Annotated in this window: 12 protein-coding genes; 7 read left to right on the top strand and 5 right to left on the bottom strand. The window is 51.7% G+C overall.

Going from position 1 to position 14,910, the window contains the following annotated elements; translation table 11 throughout:
* Positions 1 to 34 precede the first annotated feature (34 nt).
* The 7 genes from PDUR_RS15405 to PDUR_RS15375 all read left to right on the top strand — a co-directional run bounded on the left by PDUR_RS15405 (position 35) and on the right by PDUR_RS15375 (position 10,339).
* A complete protein-coding gene (locus tag PDUR_RS15405; RefSeq protein ID WP_042207035.1) occupies positions 35 to 1,519 on the top strand; it encodes a nicotinate phosphoribosyltransferase in 1,485 nt (494 codons plus the stop codon).
* Between the two features lie 509 nt (positions 1,520 to 2,028).
* Complete coding sequence (locus PDUR_RS15400; protein ID WP_042209419.1) at positions 2,029 to 3,039, top strand: 2-oxoacid:acceptor oxidoreductase family protein; 1,011 nt, start codon at positions 2,029 to 2,031, stop codon at positions 3,037 to 3,039.
* 25 nt (positions 3,040 to 3,064) lie between these two features.
* Positions 3,065 to 5,368 carry a thiamine pyrophosphate-dependent enzyme gene (locus tag PDUR_RS15395; protein WP_042207034.1) on the top strand — a complete coding sequence of 768 codons (2,304 nt, stop codon included), beginning with the start codon at positions 3,065 to 3,067 and terminating at the stop codon, positions 5,366 to 5,368.
* 314 nt (positions 5,369 to 5,682) lie between these two features.
* Positions 5,683 to 6,033 carry a NifB/NifX family molybdenum-iron cluster-binding protein gene (locus PDUR_RS15390; protein WP_042207033.1) on the top strand — a complete coding sequence of 117 codons (351 nt, stop codon included), beginning with the start codon at positions 5,683 to 5,685 and terminating at the stop codon, positions 6,031 to 6,033.
* A 40-nt stretch (positions 6,034 to 6,073) separates the two neighbouring features.
* Positions 6,074 to 7,393 (top strand): O-acetylhomoserine aminocarboxypropyltransferase/cysteine synthase family protein, encoded by a 1,320-nt coding sequence (locus tag PDUR_RS15385; RefSeq protein ID WP_042207032.1) that lies wholly within the window; start codon positions 6,074 to 6,076, stop codon positions 7,391 to 7,393.
* A 155-nt stretch (positions 7,394 to 7,548) separates the two neighbouring features.
* The gene (locus PDUR_RS15380; RefSeq protein ID WP_042207031.1) at positions 7,549 to 9,030 is read left to right on the top strand and encodes a nitrogenase component 1; all 1,482 of its coding nucleotides are present in this window, start codon (positions 7,549 to 7,551) and stop codon (positions 9,028 to 9,030) included.
* Complete coding sequence (locus tag PDUR_RS15375; RefSeq protein ID WP_042207030.1) at positions 9,014 to 10,339, top strand: nitrogenase component 1; 1,326 nt, start codon at positions 9,014 to 9,016, stop codon at positions 10,337 to 10,339. Before PDUR_RS15380 ends, PDUR_RS15375 begins: the two co-directional genes overlap by 17 nt.
* A gap of 84 nt (positions 10,340 to 10,423) precedes the next feature.
* Here PDUR_RS15375 and PDUR_RS15370 read toward each other — a convergent pair whose 3' ends face one another.
* The 5 genes from PDUR_RS15370 to PDUR_RS15350 form a co-directional block, all read right to left on the bottom strand.
* Positions 10,424 to 11,242: an ABC transporter permease gene (locus tag PDUR_RS15370; RefSeq protein WP_042207029.1), complete on the bottom strand. Its 819-nt coding sequence runs from the start codon at positions 11,240 to 11,242 to the stop codon at positions 10,424 to 10,426.
* Entirely contained in the window at positions 11,239 to 12,309 is a 1,071-nt protein-coding gene (locus PDUR_RS15365; RefSeq protein ID WP_233277383.1) for an ABC transporter ATP-binding protein, read from the bottom strand. The genes PDUR_RS15370 and PDUR_RS15365 overlap by 4 nt, the downstream gene beginning before the upstream one ends.
* A 13-nt stretch (positions 12,310 to 12,322) precedes the next feature.
* Entirely contained in the window at positions 12,323 to 13,120 is a 798-nt protein-coding gene (locus PDUR_RS15360) for an ABC transporter permease (protein WP_042207028.1), read from the bottom strand.
* Between the two features lie 34 nt (positions 13,121 to 13,154).
* The gene (locus tag PDUR_RS15355; RefSeq protein ID WP_081949543.1) at positions 13,155 to 14,189 is read right to left on the bottom strand and encodes an ArsR/SmtB family transcription factor; all 1,035 of its coding nucleotides are present in this window, start codon (positions 14,187 to 14,189) and stop codon (positions 13,155 to 13,157) included.
* 162 nt (positions 14,190 to 14,351) lie between these two features.
* Positions 14,352 to 14,867 carry a MogA/MoaB family molybdenum cofactor biosynthesis protein gene (locus PDUR_RS15350; RefSeq protein ID WP_042207026.1) on the bottom strand — a complete coding sequence of 172 codons (516 nt, stop codon included), beginning with the start codon at positions 14,865 to 14,867 and terminating at the stop codon, positions 14,352 to 14,354.
* Positions 14,868 to 14,910 lie beyond the last annotated feature (43 nt).

Below are 14,910 nucleotides of genomic sequence, written 5' to 3'. Positions count from 1 at the left end.
AGGAGCGGCGAACAGCCGCTTTTTCCGCCTATACATGAAAAGTGCAGCAACGACAGGAGATGATGATTTGTACAGAGAGCTTGCTTTGCATACGGATAAATATCAGATCAATATGATGTACGCCCATTGGGTGAACGGCACCTATAAGCGCCGCGCGGTGTTTGAAGCTTATTTCCGCAAGCTGCCTTTCGGCAACGGCTTTGCCGTATTTGCCGGCCTTGAAAGGATCGTAAACTATGTCAGAAACCTCCGGTTTTCAGAGGAAGATATCCGCTATCTGTCCGAGCAGGAAGAGAATTACGCTCCGGCCTTTCTGGAAGATCTCCTGCAGTTCCATTTCCAAGGCACGATTTATTCCATGAAGGAAGGCGCTTTGGTGTTTCCGGAAGAGCCCCTGATCCGGGTGGAGGGCACGATTATGGAGGCCCAGCTTGTGGAGACGGCTATTCTGAATTTCATGAATTTCCAGACACTGATCGCAACGAAAGCTTCACGGATCAAGCAGGTGGCCGGGGACGATATTTTGCTTGAGTTCGGCACTAGGAGAGCTCAGGAGGCCGACGCGGCGATCTGGGGCACCCGGGCGGCGTATATCAGCGGCTTTGACGCAACGTCCAATATGCTGGCAGGCCGGATGTTCGGTATTCCTGCCAAGGGGACTCATGCGCACTCCTGGGTACAGAGCTTCGGAAGCGAGCAGGAAGCATTCGATACGTACGCTAAAGTGCTGCCTGATGGGGTCACCCTGCTTGTTGATACGTTCGATACATTGCGCAGCGGCGTGCCGAATGCGATTGCGACAGCCAAGAAGCTGGAGGCCGCAGGTAAACGCATGAATGCAATCCGGCTGGACAGCGGAGATTTGGCCTATCTGTCAATTCAGGCGCGGAGGATGCTGGATGAAGCGGGGCTTCAATACGTCAAAATCGTCGCAAGCAACGACTTGGATGAGAACACGATCTCCAACCTGAAGCTGCAGGGAGCGGCGATCGACACTTGGGGTGTCGGCACGCAGCTGATTACCGCATCCGACCAGCCTTCTCTTGGGGGCGTCTACAAGCTGGTAGAGATCGAATCCAAGGATGGGGAGATGGTGCCTACCATTAAGATATCCTCCAATCCCGAGAAGGTGTCCACGCCCGGCAAAAAGGATGTATACCGCATCATCGGAACGAGTGGAAGGGCCCTGGCTGATTATATCTGTTTTCCGGATGAGGACATCCTGCAAAGCGGCCGCGCGCTGAAGCTGTTCAATCCGCTGCATCCCTATTTGCAGAAGAAGGTTGACCGATATGAGGCGCTGCCGATGCTGGAGCCGATCTTTGTGAATGGCTTTCAAATATACACTCTTCCGGGGCTGGACGAGATTCGCCGTTACCATAAAGAGCAGTTGAGCCTGTTCTGGCCGGAATACTTGCGCAAATTGAATCCGGAGGTGTACCGGGTCAACCTGAGCGAGAGGGTTTGGAACCGGAAGCAGGAGCTGATTACGGAGCATATGCCGGCAGACCGGGAATAAGGCAGCAAAATTCGGCTTTAAATATTTGATATTTTTGTGAAAATCATTTTGCATTACATTCATTTTCGAAGACTACAGCAAAAAGGTGATAAATGAACTTTCTTTGATGGCTTTTGCGGCCTCGGGGAGAGTTTTTTTTTGCGAGATTCAGGAATTTTTCAAGTCATCATTTTTTTCTTTCATATAATGTGATTTTGGTCATTATGGATGTGATAAATTTAACATAAAATTTTAGATTATTTTGCTAGATTAAAGGCAACAAATGTCACAGGTAACCGAAAGACACTTTTTGTACACATTTATCGATTTCCATGGAAGCTTTCTTCCTCTTTCTGTTACGCAGCCCTGTCGCATATAAGAGAATTAATCGTGATTTATAAATTTTTATGATTCTCTTAAGTCATTTTGTGCAAGATTTATCACTTCGCTTGATGTAGAATCAAGGTACAATTTTGAAAAAGTCAAACAGGATGTTATTCTAGCTGACACAGAGGAAAGGGGTTATGTCGGTGGTACAATTACCGAAAGTGAACGAACTCGGGTTTTTCGAGATCCGTCTCGAATCCATAGGAGGTCTCGGCGCGAACCTTGCCGGTAAAATGCTGGCTGAAGCAGGGGTAGTAGGCGCGAATATGAATGGCGTCAGCTTCTCGTCTTATGGTTCGGAGAAGAAAGGTTCGCCGGTTAAAGCGCATATCCGTTTCTGCGATTTGAATACGCCGATCCGCGATACTTCGCCGGTTGAACGGCCGCATGTCGTTGCCGTGTTCCACGAAGCCATGGGCAAGATTGTTAATGTAACAAGCGGTATTACCGCAGAAAGCACGGTTCTGATCAACTCTGCGAAATCTCCGGAAGAGCTGAAGGAACTGCTTGGTGTAACAGCGGGCACAATCGCCGTTGTCGATGCAACCATTATCGCGCTGGAAGAGAAGAACCGCGTTAACATGGCGATGCTGGGCGGTCTGTTCCGCCTCTGCCCGTTCCTTGATCCTAATACAATGAAGAGCGTTATCGAGAAGTCGCTCGGCAAGAAGTATCCTCAAGCGGTTCAATCGGCCATCACGACTTTCGACCGCGGCTACAATGAAGTGAAGTTCCAAACGTTTGAACTGCCGGAAGGCGAGAGCATGCCGGAATTTGTACGGTCCGACATTTCGCCGCTCGGATACGAAACCCAGCCGATTGGCGGCACCATCATCAATCCGGGAACAAGCTTCCTGAAAGATCTCAGCATTTCCCGTTCCGGGCTTGTGCCGGTATACGACAACGAGTCCTGCATCAACTGCGCAGAGTGCGATACGGTTTGTCCGGACATGTGTTTCGTTTGGGAAGAGAAGGTCAATAAAAAAGGCAGATCGATGATGTTCCTGAAAGGGATCGATTATCAATACTGTAAAGGCTGTCTCAAATGCGTGGAAGCCTGCCCGACCTCCGCACTCTCCCGTGCGCGTGAGAAGGAAGGCTTCGCAGAGGCCAATACGGTCCGTCACACTTTTGATCTTGTAAACCAGATCTAAATCCCGAGAGAAAGGTGGAACACTAATGGCTATCGATTACGAAAAGGAAGTCGGCTCCGCCAAAGTGGAGCAGAAGTTTTTATATGAATCCGGTAATGAAATGGCGGCTTACGCTGCACATCAAATCAACTATCATGTGATGGGCTATTTCCCGATCTCCCCGTCCACGGAGGTTGCGCAGTTCCTCGACTCCATGAAAGCCAGCGGACAGCATGACATCATGCTGGTGCCTTCCGACGGCGAACACAGCTCCGCGGGTATCTGTTACGGCGCTTCCACCGCGGGCGGTCGCGTATTTAACGCGACAAGCGCCCAAGGCTACCTGTACATGCTGGAGCAGCTTCCGGTTCAATCCGGTACGCGGATGCCGATGGTCATGAACCTCATCTGCCGGTCCATCTCCGGACCGCTGAATATCCACGGCGATCACTCCGACCTGTATTTTGCGCTGAACACCGGCTGGCCGATCCTGATGTGTCCGGATCCACAGTCCGTATATGATATGAACATCATGGCAATCAAGCTTGCCGAGCATGCCAAGGTTCGCCTGCCAGTACTGGTGGCTATGGACGGATATTTCACTTCTCACCAGAAGCGCCGCGTCCAAGCGATTGCGAACCGTGAAGATGTCCAAAGCTTTATTGGACCTCAACCGAAAGGTTATGACGACACGCTGGACCGCGAGAACCCGATTTCTGTCGGCCCTTACATGAACGAACCCGACTATATCAACAACAAATACCAACAATCCGTGGCTATGTACAATGCCGGAGAAGTATTTGAAGAAATCGCTAAAGAATATGGCGATCTGACAGGCCGCTATTACCCAATCCTGTCGCAGTACCGGATGGAGGATGCTGAGGTTGCGGTATTCCTGATGAACTCTGCTTCCGAGATCATCAAGGATGTTGTCGACCAGCTTCGCGAAAAAGGCGTGAAAGCCGGCGCCATTTCGCCGAACATGATCCGTCCGTTCCCGCAAAAGCAAATTGCCGAAGCGCTGAAGAACGTTAAAGCCATCACCGTCGGCGACCGCGCGGATTCTTTCGGAGCGCATGGCGGCAACATGGTTAATGAAATCAAGGCAGCTCTGTTCACTTACGGCAATACAACAACGAAAGTGATCAGCCGGATTTACGGTGTCGGCGGCAAGGACTTCTTCGCCGAAGACGGCCACAGCCTGTTCGAGCTGGCTATTGAAGCAGCGGAAACCGGTGAAGTGAAAGTACCTTTCGATTATTACGGCCACAATCCGGGCGTTGCCGAAAGCGCGCCGAAGCGTGTGATCAAACCGCTTAAATTCGAGTCTCTCAAGACTGGCTTGATTACTGTGGACAAGGATGAAGAGACAGGTAAACTCAAGGTTAAGATTCCGCCAATGCGCAGCTTGACCGTTAAACCGAAGCGCTTGTCCCCAGGTCACGGCACTTGCCCAGGCTGCGGTATTTTCTCCGGTCTGGAACTGTTCTTCAAAGGCATCGAAGGAGATATCGTCGCTCTGTACCATACAGGCTGCGCTTTTGTTACAACGACCGGCTATCCTTATTCGTCGCATAAATCGACTTTCATTCACAACCTGTTCCAAAGCGGAGCATCGACAATGTCCGGTATTGTTGAAATGTTCTGGGAACGCAAACGCCGTGGCGAACTTGATCATCTGAACCTGCAAGACGACTTCACCTTTGTCATGGTTACCGGCGACGGCGGCATGGACATCGGTATGGGGCCGGCAATTGGCGCCGCGCTTCGCGGACACAAAATGATCGTACTGGAATATGATAACGAAGGCTACATGAATACGGGTGCCCAGCAATCGTACTCGACGCCGATTGGTCACCGCACATCGACTTCCAGCATCGGCAAGACGCAAAAAGGTAAAGTGACGCAGCATAAAGATACTCCGCAAATTATGGCTGCTACCAATATTCCTTATGTGTTCACAGGCTCCGAAGCGTTCCCGCAGGATTTGGTGAAGAAAGCCGCCAAAGCCCAATGGTACGCTCAAAACGAAGGGCTTGTATATGGCAAAATCTTGTCTGCTTGCCCGTTGAACTGGATGACCGAGGACAATGTAGGCACCAAGCTGGTATCTCTGGCTGTCGATTCCTGCTTCTTCCCGCTGTATGAAGTGGAACAAGGCGTTACCACGATTACGTACAATCCGGAAGAGAAGGAGAAACGCGTCGACGTTACCGAATGGCTCAAAGGCATGGGTAAAACCAAGCATCTGCTCAAGGAAGAGAACGAAGCTGCGCTGAACGGCTTCAAGGAAGAAGTAGAGCGCCGCTGGACCCGCCTGAAAGCGAAGCACGAGCATCCGGAACTGTAAGACCTTATACCGTTTGAATTTAGCAGCAAGTCTCCATTATTGGAGGCTTGCTGCTTTGCTTTTTCTGGAAATGATCACACTATATTCACGTTTCAGGGATTGAATTTTTCAGCACTAATCGGTATATTAAAACATAGTAAAACAATTGGTTTTTAAGAGATTTGAGCTGAGCGGTTAACCGCAGGCCGGATACTTCCTGATCAACAGGATAAGTCCGGCCTTTTCTATTGGTTATCATTGTGAAATAAGTCACACCCCGCTCATGAATTATTAGAGCCGTGCTTGTCTCATTTTTTGGAAGGAGAAGAGATGAAATGAAAGTGGCTGTCGGTAGTTCGGATGGTTTTAACGTAAATCAGCATTTTGGCCGGAGCGACCGGTTTTTAATTTACGAAGTGGATGACGAAGGATTCTATTCACAGACCGGAATCAGGGAAATCGGCAATCCTGCAAGCAGTCAAGGACATGAGCAAAGCCGTCTGGAGGCAGTAGCCGAAGCGCTAGCGGACTGTTCGTATGTACTTGTCAGCCAGATTGGTCATGGTGCCACTGCGGTGCTTCACAATGTGGGAATTACTGCTCTGGCAGTCGAAGCCCCCATTGAAAAGGCATTGAACCGGCTGATTTCCTTTCTTCATTCAGGCCGTGGAGCTATTTTACAGTAAGGCTTGATCAAATAATCATTATCTGAAAAGAGGGATCTGTATGAGTGAGAAACAATTAGGCTTTGATACATTGAAGGTAAGAGCCGGCTATGAGTCAAGCGAGCATAATTATTCGGTAGCCGTGCCGATTTATCAGACGGCTTCTTACGATTTAGGCGGCGTGGAACGGGCGGAAAAATTGTTCGGTCTGGAGGAAGCGGGATTCCTGTATACGCGGATCGGAAATCCGACCGTAGCCGTGCTTGAGGAGCGGCTGACCGCCCTGGATAAAGGAACCGGCGCTGTTGCCGTCGCCTCGGGAATGGCCGCTGTCGCTTATACTCTGCTCAACCTGGCTGAGGGCGGAGGAAGAATTTTAACAACACCTAGACTGTACGGGGGAACTTTCGACGCTATCAAGCATCTATTCCCTAAATTCAATGTGCATGTCGATTTTGTGGAGAACTCGGATGATCCGGATACCTTCCGGCGGGCCATTGGGCCGGATACCAAAGCGATACTTATCGAGAGTATCAGTAACCCGAACGCAACCATCCTGGATGTGGAAGCCATTGCCGAAATTGCACATGACAACGGGATTCCGTTAGTTATCGATAATACATTCGGAACTCCGTATCTGTTCGATTCATTCGCACATGGAGCGGACATTATCATTTACTCGGCAACCAAGGCGATCGGCGGGCATGGAACAACGCTTGGCGGAGTCATTGTGGAAAACGGTAAGTTTAACTGGAGCAATGGAAAATTTCCGCATTTTGAAGAGCCGCAGTATCTGCTGCGGGATCAGGCGACAGGACGCGAGCGCAGCATTCTTGAGGTCTTCCCGAATGCGCCGTTTACGACAAGAGTACGGCTTAGCTACCTCGCTTATTTCGGGGCGTCTCTCAGCCCATTCGACGCCTTCCTGCTGATTCAGGGACTAGTGACATTATCTGAGCGGATTGACAAGCAGGTATCGAACGCGCTGAAAATCGTGCAGTATCTGCAAAGCAACGACAGAGTAAGCTGGGTCAGTCATCCAGCGGCGGAAGGCAATGCATACAAAGCCTTGGCTGACAAATATTTTCCAAAAGGCGCGGGTTCCATTTTCTCCTTTGGCTTCAAGGGAAATGAGGAGCAGCTCAAGACTTTTCTAAATGCGGTGGAGCTGTTCAGCTATCACGCCAATGTCGGTGACGCCCGCTCGCTCATTATCAATTCGCCGAAAACGACGCATGGCGAGTTAAATCCTGAAGAACAGGCGTTTGCCGGCATTAAGCCTGAAACGGTCCGCCTGTCCATTGGCCTCGAAGATGCCGAGGATTTAATCGCAGATCTGGAGCAGGCGTTCGAGAAGGCTTTTGTGGAGACATTGGTGTAGCGGCGATCAAAAAAGTTATCGACGTGGACGTGGAGCCTCCCAAGGCAGAAGAGTCCGTATTCTATCCGATTCGTTCAATAGGATTGGAGACGCTCCATTAAGGGGTTAAGCAATAAACAGGAAATATATTTATAAACGTAAAAGGGGAAAAGGACATGCCAAAAGTGAATTTGAATCTGACCGAGGTCCCGATCCGCGAGAAACGTTTGGGTTCGATTACGGGTTTTGCCGGAACTGCGGGAGACCTGGTCAACTGCTCCAACAGCGGCTGCCTGAAGGACGGTACCCGTTCTTTCAGCCAATGCATGGGCTGCAGCTCGGGAAATGCTTTTTGCCAATTATCGATGATTCGGGATGCAGCGATGGTTAACCATGCGCCCGTCGGCTGCGCCGGGGATTTCTTCGGGTTTAATTTCGTTTACCGCGTCGGGCAGATGGAACGGGATTTACCCCCGGCCATCGGCAGATATTTTAATACAAATATCGAGGAGATGGATACGGTCTTCGGCGCTTTATCCAAGCTGGAGAAGACGATCCGCCTCGCGTACGACAGAGTAAAGCCGAATGCGATCTTCGTTACCACATCCTGCGCCTCGGGGATCATAGGGGAAGATGTGGAAAGTGTCACAGACCGAATGACGAATGAACTTGGGATACCCGTCGTCAACTGCGTCTGCGAGGGCTTCAGATCCAAAATTTGGACCTCCGGCTTCGATGCCGCTTATCACTCGATTGTGCGCAAAATTGTGAAGCCTCCGCAGAAGCGGACGAACAAAGTGAATATCATTAATTTCTGGGGCAGTGATGTCTTCTCGAAGCTGCTGAACCGCCTGGGCTACGAAGCGAACTATGTCGTTCCCTTTTCCACAGTAAGCCAACTGGAAACCATTTCCGAGGCTGCGGCAACGATTCAGATTTGCCCGACGCTTGGAACGTATATGGGAGCCGCGCTGGAGCAAGTCTACGGAGTGCCGGAGATCAAGGCTCCAATGGCTTACGGTATAGCGGGAACGGATGCCTGGATGCGCGAGCTGGGGCGCGTTCTGGACCGCGAAGACGAGATTGAGGAAATTATCCGCGAGGAGAGAGCGGCTGTTCTGCAGAAGCTGGAGGAGTACCGGGCTAAGCTTAAAGGTACAACCTGCTATTTGACTGCGGGCTCAGCTCACGGTCATGCCCTGATCGCCCTGCTGAGTGAACTGGGAATCGAAGTGCAGGGCGCGGCTATTTTTCATCATGACCCTATTTATGACAATGAAAGCACTGCGGCGGATATGCTGGATCACACGGTCAAGACCTATGGAGACATTAAGGGGTATAACGTCTGCAACAAGCAAGCCTACGAGCTGGTCAATATTCTGAACCGCGTCCGTCCGGACCTGATGATCGCCCGTCACGGCGGAATGACGCTCTGGGGCGCCAAGCTTGGCATTCCCACCCTGCTGATTGGGGACGAACATTTCAGCTGGGGATACCAGGGGCTGCTTAATTATGCGGAACGCATTCTGGAGACGCTCGATAACCGGGAGTTTGTAACCAACCTGGTAAAACACAGTTCCATGCCTTACACCAAATGGTGGCTGGAGCAAGATCCATACACTTTTTTGGGAGGCAATACTCATGTCAAAGCTTATTGAACAGCCAAGGTATTCCTGCGCGCTGGGCGTTCAGCAGACCGTCATCGCAATCCAGCGGGCTGTACCTATCGTCCATGCAGGACCAGGCTGCAGCACCAAAATTCACGGCCTGCTCGGTCAAGGGGAGGGCTATGCGGGAGGAAGCACGATCCCCTGCACCAATTCAAGCGAATCCGAAGTCGTATTTGGCGGCGAGAAAAAGCTGCGGGGTGTCATTGACGGAGCATTCAAGGTTATCGACGCGGATCTGTTCGTCGTGCTCACTGGCTGCACCTCCGATATTGTCGGAGACGATGTCGGCCAGGTGACCCGTGAATTTCAAAATCTCGGCAAGCCGATTGTATTCGCGGAGACCGGCGGCTTCAAGAGCAATAACTATGTCAGCCATGACCTAATCATTAAGGCGATTGTCGAGCAGTATGTCGACCGGTACGCGCCCGCCAAAGGTGAAGTCATCCCCGGACTGGTTAATGTTTTTGCCTCCGTTCCATATCAGGACCCTTACTGGATCGGCAATTTGCAAGAAATTAAACGGCTGCTGACAGGCATCGGTCTTACACCGAATATCCTGTTCGGTCCCGAATCGGGCGGTGTATCCGAATGGCTGACCGTTCCTCAGGCCGAATTCAATATTGTCGTATCCGCCTGGCCCGGACTGAGAAGCGCCAAGCTGCTTAAGCGAAAATACGGAACGCCGTTTTACCATTTTCCCTATTTACCGGTGGGAGGCGTGGAGACCAGCCGATTTTTGCGGGAGGTTGCGGCATTCGGCGCGAGCATAGACCGTGAAAAGGCCGAGAAATTCATCGCTGATGAAGAGCGTAAATTCTATACGCATATCGAGCGTACAGCCGATTTCATGCTGGAGTTCCGTTACGGCATCCCGCGTGTATTCTACACGATCCTTGATGCGACTTATGCCGTAGGCTTCTCCAAATATTTGTTGAATGAGCTGGGCATTATTCCGGCGGATGTTCAGTACATTGTCGATGATACTCCCGAACAGTACCGTGAAGGAATCCGTGAACAATTTCGCCGCATCTCCGACAGAAGGTCGGCGAAGGTGGAATTCTCGGTGGATGGCGGGGAAATTCAGGAGAATATCAGAAAGACAAGTCCGAAGCAGCGCGCGCTGATTCTCGGAAGCGGCTGGGAACGTGACCTGGCTGTCGATATCGGAGCCGATCTGCTTCCAGTCAGCGTGCCGATCACTTACCGGCTGGTATTAAACTGCGGCTACGCAGGGTATAACGGCGGTTTGCGGCTGATCGAGGATATCTATGACCGCGTATTGGGCACGTACCGTTAATCGTATAAAGGCACTAAAAGGGGCTTTCCGAGTACCGCAGCACATGACGTGCGGCCCGGAGCCCCTTTTTTCTCACGCTATCATTCAGAACAAACTCCAATTCCCCTTAAGTCTCGCATGTCTTTCAGCCAAGGAGAGCAGATACCGGGTGAACCAGACAAGCGCCGCATCAGCAGCGATCAGCACAATGAGCGCCCACATCCATTGTCCGCCGGTATTCCCGTACAGCGCTCCGCGAACGAGGATCAGGCTGTAGGTAACGGGAAAGAGCAGGGACAGTCCTTTTGCCCACACCGGGAAGACGGAGGGAGGGATGCGCACACCCCCGAACAGCTCCATCGGAGCCTGAAAAATGTAGTACAGCAGGCCGGAGTCCCGTGAGAATAGGGAGACGGCGCTGAGCATCGCTCCCCAAATAACCGCAGAGCATACGATAAGTGCCAGCACCGGCAGCAGAACGGCCCATTTCACCTCCCCGGGATCGGCGACAAACCAAAACGTCAGGAAGGAGAATGCCGCGAACATCCAGATTCCATTAAACAGGGAGTACAGTGATCTGCCGTATAAAAAAGCCATTTTGGAGGAAGGCGTCAGAAAAATGATTTCCAGTGTGCTCTGTTTGCGTTCCAGCTCGAACAGCCATGCCGAATGCACCGTGGTCCAGAACAGCTGAAATACGAGATAACCGCTAAGAAGAAACAGCGGAATTCCGCCGGAAGGGATCACTCCGGACAAAGCCGAGCCTTCGCCGGTCCGATAAGGCTGCATGGCATAATAGGAGGTCAGAAAGGCAAGCGCAGGCCAGAGCAGCATGGAGAAAAATACGGCTTTTCCTCTGGTGCGGCTTCTGTGCTGTTTCAACACTTCCGCCAGGAGCGAGATCATCCATCCGCGCTTCTTCATGACACTTTGCCTTCCGACAGCAGAATGATGGCATCTTCCAGATTAGGCTTTTCAGCGGAAAAAGAGACAACCTTGAGTCCATTCTCCGCCGTCCAGGGCAAAAGCTTGGTGATGAGCTTATCGGCCGAACGGCTTTTTACGGTCAACCGGACCGGTTCCTCGGGGGATGAGCCGGATTCGGCAGAGGGCTTCTGCAGTTCAGTCCATTCTTTCCGGTTTAGTCCGATTTCAGTATGAAGATACTCCAGCAGCAGAGGATTCAGCTCATCCCTCCAGCCCATTAGCTCAAAATGAGCCGTCTGCATACCCGCCACCCTTGCCACAATGCGGTCCGGAGTGTCGCACATCAGCAGCTCCCCGCGGTTCAGCACATATACGATGTCGCACAGCTCCTCCACTTCCTGCAGATAGTGGCTGGTGAGCAAAATGCCTTTTCCCCGTTCTTTAGCAAGATTTCGAACCATGCCGCGCAGCTGTCTGGCTATAGGCGCGTCCAGCCCAAGCGTCGGCTCATCCAGAAACAGATATTTCGGATCGTTGATGAGCCCTCTGGCGATTTGCAGCCGCTGCTTCATGCCCTTGGAATACTGCTCCACCGGACGGTCAGCCGCGTCAGCTAGACCTACCTCGCTTAGCAGCCGGTCGCTTTCCAGCCGGAGACGGCCAGAGTCCAGACCGTACAAAGAACCGAAATAGTGAAGGTTCTCTCTGCCCGTAAGCCGCCAATACAGCATCCGTTCGCCGCCGGCGATCATATTTACTTTTTGCTGAATAGCGCTGCGGCTGCGGTTCATGTCGAGTCCGTCCACCTCAATGCTGCCTTCTGTCGGATCAAGCAGAGTGGATAGCATACGGATGGTTGTCGTTTTGCCGGCTCCATTAAGCCCCAGCAGACCCGTGATTTGTCCGGGCTCAAGAGTGAGCGACAGCGATTTTACCGCTTCAGTCTTCACGCGTTCGGCGCGGAACCAGCCAAGCCTGTTCTTGGTTTCGTATATTTTGGTAACCTCGTTCATGGCGATCATGCCGTCACAGCCTTTCTTCTTATGTAATGCATACCGTTCCACGTAAAATAGCCCTTCAATACCGCTCGAACATTCGCCGCTCGATCCTTCTGCTGCTCCACAGAGCAAGCGCGGTATAGACGGCGCAGAGCAGCAGGACGGGGACTATATCGCCGAAGCGGATGACCCCGCCCGTCAGCAGGCTTCCCCGCAGCAGCGCCAGCGCATCGGTCAAGGGAAACACATTTCCCGTAAGCCGCAAAGCTTCGGGCAAATATTCCCGGGGGAACTGAAATCCGCACAGCAGGGCGGTAAACGCGAACAGTGTATTTTGCACAAAAAAAGTATCCCTCGTATGCAGCATTACGCAGCCCAACAGGAGTCCCATGGAGAAACAGGACAATAAATAGGCGCAAATTCCAATCAGGACGGAAAAAAAGTCGAAATGAGGCAGCCGCAAACCCGCCGCAATTCCGAAAATCAGCACGACCGCAAGCTCAAACAGACTGCGCAGAAGCTGCTGAACAGCAGTCCCCGCAAAATAACCAAAACGGCTGGAAGGGGAAAGCAGCAGCGCTTCCAGCGTGCCTTCCCGCCACTCCGTAATCAGTGCTCTCGAAACATTCATAATCATGCTGACCGAGAACAGATTCAGCGCCCCGCCGATCATGACATACGTTAAATAATCAGAGGTGCCCGCATAGGCGGCAAACTGGGTCTCAACATCGCCTTTAATCAGATATACATAAGAAAAATAAGTGACGAGAACAAGGTACGTTCCATCAATGATGTGGCCGAACGTAAACGTCCAGGGATAAGCTCTAAGACTAGACCTTTGATTCCTGACCAATGTCGCGAGGGCGGTATGCCACATTACTAAGCGCTCCTTTATATGGCTCTTGATAAAGTTATTGCTCCAGAAACTGTCTTTGCAGCACAAGCGTCATTTCAAACTCTTCCTTGTCGGCGGAGTAAAACTGGTAGTTTCCCCGGCGTTTGGCCTTGATCAGACCGGCTTCGCTCAGAAGCTTCAGATGCTTGGACACGGCCGCTTCGGATATCCCGAGCACGGGAGCAAGCTGCTTCGTGCAGTGAGGTCCTTTCCAGAGCAGCTTCACGATCTTGAGCCGGGTCTCGTCGCCAAGCGCCTTGAAGCGCAGCAGCAGATCGACCGGGGGGGCTTCGCTGTACGGCAGTTCCGGAATGTCGACAGCGAGCGGCAGATAAAGATCTTTTCCGTACCAGCCGGTTAAGAGATGAGGAAATATGAAGGCGCTGGGAAACACATAAATATGCTCCAAGTTGTCATACGCAAAATGGTAGGTATTCGCTTTTTGGGCGGTAATCGTCCCGTTCTCCGCGAACAAGCGCGGATGCAAGGAAGCGATGGCCTTTTCCGCGGACTTTTCGGCCTCCTGCTGAAAGGCGGCGGCGGCCGTCTGCAGCCAAGGTTCAACATTCTGCCATTCCCGGCGAAAAAAAGATTCCTCGTACTCGGCAAGCGTGCTTATAAGCAGCATGCGGAATTCCTGCAGCGAGTCGAGCAGCGTTAGCCCGGCCTCCTCTAGTTCCTCATCTTCCAGTCCTCTTGCGCCGTTCATCCATTGGATGATGCTTCCAATCGGCACTCTATTGTTTAATGCCAAGTGGACTAGCTCGGCTTCCGGGAGGGTGTTCAGCGCATCTATGCCTTTACGGCAGGTCATAGGCTGTCCCGCATGGTCAGCAATGTCGATTAATGCGGTCCAGCAGTCGGTCAATCCGCCAATTTGTCGGATGCCATCCCGAAGCTGGGGCGACATTTTTCTCAGCAGCTCCTGTGACCACTCTAGCCGCCTTGGATGATGCTCCGGCTGGTACAATACATGCAGACTGCACAGCATTTCATGGAAGGGGCTGACAACCGTATTGATTTTATGGTGCAATAATGGTAATGAGCTCATTAAGTTCCTTTCCGATTAACCGGATGGTTAATCAAAAACCACTTTCGCGAAAAGTGTTCAACATTATATCGGGGAGAATGGGCAGTGTCAATGCAAAAAAACCAGACATGCAAAAAAACCAGACCCCATTCAGGGTCCGGTTAAAGATGCTGCAGATAGATTTTAGGAGGATTTATAAATCTCGCGCATCACATGCCGCAGTTCGGGAATAATGAGCCGGGTCATTGCAAGCCGGACGGCTCCGACTGATCCGGGCATGGAGAACACGGCGGTGCTGCCGACTGTACCGGCTACCGCGCGGCTCAGGATGGCAGCGGTTCCGATATCCTCGGCAAAGCTCAAATAACGGAATATTTCCCCGAATCCGGGCATTTCTTTGTCCAGCAGAGATTTGACCGCCTCATAGGTGGTATCGCGGGGAGCAATACCGGTGCCACCCGTAAGCAGCACGGCCTCAATGCCGCTATCTCCTGCGCATTCGTGAATAAGCTCACGGATATCGTCATAATCGTCTTTTACAATGATTCGCCCGGCAATCTTGTAGCCGGATTCTTCAAGCAGTGTCTCAATCAGGCGGCCGCCTTTATCCGTATCCATCGTCCGGGTGTCGGAGACCGTAATAATATAACAATTGACCGAATCCGGGGCTTCCATGCGGTGCTGTTCGACTGAATTCATAGGTCTTCTTCACTCCTTGCCGCAAATTTACATGATTCTCATA

It is taken from the genome of Paenibacillus durus (assembly GCF_000756615.1).
GTDB lineage: Bacteria > Bacillota > Bacilli > Paenibacillales > Paenibacillaceae > Paenibacillus_AQ > Paenibacillus_AQ durus.
Note: the sequence above shows the minus strand (reverse complement) of the source record. Positions and strands in the feature narration are given on the sequence as shown.

What these genes read in the sequence shown, in the direction of transcription:
- PDUR_RS15405 (WP_042207035.1), top strand. Translation starts at nt 35, where the DNA reads ATGAAAAGTGCAGCAACGACAGGAGATGATGATTTGTACAGAGAGCTT.
- PDUR_RS15395 (WP_042207034.1), top strand. Translation starts at nt 3,065, where the DNA reads ATGGCTATCGATTACGAAAAGGAAGTCGGCTCCGCCAAAGTGGAGCAG.
- PDUR_RS15390 (WP_042207033.1), top strand. Translation starts at nt 5,683, where the DNA reads ATGAAAGTGGCTGTCGGTAGTTCGGATGGTTTTAACGTAAATCAGCAT.
- PDUR_RS15385 (WP_042207032.1), top strand. Translation starts at nt 6,074, where the DNA reads ATGAGTGAGAAACAATTAGGCTTTGATACATTGAAGGTAAGAGCCGGC.
- PDUR_RS15380 (WP_042207031.1), top strand. Translation starts at nt 7,549, where the DNA reads ATGCCAAAAGTGAATTTGAATCTGACCGAGGTCCCGATCCGCGAGAAA.
- PDUR_RS15375 (WP_042207030.1), top strand. Translation starts at nt 9,014, where the DNA reads ATGTCAAAGCTTATTGAACAGCCAAGGTATTCCTGCGCGCTGGGCGTT.
- PDUR_RS15370 (WP_042207029.1), bottom strand. Translation starts at nt 11,242, where the DNA reads ATGAAGAAGCGCGGATGGATGATCTCGCTCCTGGCGGAAGTGTTGAAA.
- PDUR_RS15360 (WP_042207028.1), bottom strand. Translation starts at nt 13,120, where the DNA reads ATGTGGCATACCGCCCTCGCGACATTGGTCAGGAATCAAAGGTCTAGT.
- PDUR_RS15355 (WP_081949543.1), bottom strand. Translation starts at nt 14,189, where the DNA reads ATGAGCTCATTACCATTATTGCACCATAAAATCAATACGGTTGTCAGC.
- PDUR_RS15350 (WP_042207026.1), bottom strand. Translation starts at nt 14,867, where the DNA reads ATGAATTCAGTCGAACAGCACCGCATGGAAGCCCCGGATTCGGTCAAT.